At 76.5% G+C, this 1,454-nt stretch carries 2 protein-coding genes; both read left to right on the top strand.

All coding sequences use genetic code 11. The annotated features are described in order from the left end of the window. Positions 1–393: 393 nt before the first annotated feature. Positions 394–912 (top strand): methylated-DNA--[protein]-cysteine S-methyltransferase, encoded by a 519-nt coding sequence (locus AEQ27_RS12115; protein WP_054146892.1) that lies wholly within the window; start codon positions 394–396, stop codon positions 910–912. Position 913: 1 nt separating this feature from the next. Beyond that, the coding region (locus tag AEQ27_RS12110) for an RNA polymerase sigma factor (protein WP_152970341.1) at positions 914–1,454 on the top strand (541 nt) is incomplete at its 3' end.

The following is a 1,454-nucleotide window of genomic DNA, read 5'->3' as shown; positions in this document are numbered from 1 at the left end:
GCCCGCCGCGGGGCGGGGGGACCGGGGGGGGGCGGGGGGGGGGCGCGCCCGGCGGGGGTGGCGCGGCTGCTCGAGCGGCTCGGCGGGGCCCCCGGCGGGGCGGTGGGCCCCGGGGGCGGTGTGGGCGAGCCCGCCCCGGGGGGCGAGAGCGAGCTCAGCACCCGCCACTGAGCCCGGGGCGGACACGGACGGGAAGCCGGTCGCCGGAGACGAGAAGACCCGACCCGGACGCTCACACACACCCGACAGCGTGGAGTGCCCGGACCGGGCGTTCAAGGGTACCTGGTCGACGGCCCACCCCGATCACGCGGCCCGGTCCGGTCGGCGACCTCACATCCGGTCGCGCTGGCGCGTCTACGGGGTGAGTACCATCGCCGAGAGCCAGGAGGCACCGTGAGCGTCCACACCACCGTCGACACCCCCGTCGGCACGCTGACCGTCGTCGGGGCCGAGGCGGGCCTCGTCGGCCTCTACTTCGACGAGCACCGCCACCTGCCCGATCCGACCGGCTTCGGCCCGGTCTCGCGGGACGGCGTCGGGCTGAGCGACTTCGCCGAGGTCGAACGCCAGCTCGGTGGGTACTTCGGCGGCGAGCGCCGCTCCTTCGACCTGCCGCTGGCACCGCGTGGCAACGGCTTCCAGGTGCAGGTGTGGGACCTGCTGCGCGACATCCCCTTCGGCGAGACGCGCAGCTACGGGCAGCTCGCGACCGCGCTCGGCGGCGTCGGCCTGGCCCGGGCGGTCGGCGCCGCCAACGGGCTCAACCCGCTGAGCATCGTCGTACCCTGCCACCGCGTGGTCGGTTCGGGCGGAGCGCTCGTCGGCTACGCCGGCGGGCTCGACCGCAAACGGTTCCTGCTCGGGCTCGAGGCCGACCAGCCGTCGGGCCCCGAGTCCGGTCGGCTGTTCTGACGTGGAACCCTTCGAGCGCGTGGTCGCCCGGCACGGTCGCACGGTGTGGCGCGTGTGCCGGGCCGTGCTCGACGAGCACGACACCGACGACGCGTGGAGCGAGACGTTCGTGGCGGCCCTCGTCGCCTTTCCGTCGCTGCCCGCGTCGACGAACCTCGAGGCGTGGCTGGTGACCATCGCGCACCGCAAGGCGATCGACGTGCTGCGGGCGCGGGACCGCCGCCCCCGCCCGGTCGAGACGGTGCCCGAACCGCAGCCCGCGCCTCCTCACGACGAGGCCATGGCTCGCACGGACGAACTGGACGGGGCGTTGCGGACCCTGCCGCCGGGGCAGCGCCGGGCCGTGGTCTACCACCACCTCGTCGGGCTGTCGCACCGCGAGGTCGCCGAGGTGACCGGCATCAGCGCGGACGCGGCCCGGCGCGCGTCCGCCGACGGGATCGCGGCGCTGCGCCGACTGCTGGCCGAACCGGCGACGCCCCGACCGACCGGCACCTCGGGGCGGGTCGCCCGCCGCGCCTCCGCCCCGCCCACCTCCGTCC

This window comes from Frigoribacterium sp. RIT-PI-h (assembly GCF_001297205.1).
Lineage (GTDB): Bacteria > Actinomycetota > Actinomycetes > Actinomycetales > Microbacteriaceae > Frigoribacterium.
The sequence above is the reverse complement of the archived record's forward strand: the minus strand, read 5'-3'. Positions and strand labels throughout refer to the sequence as shown.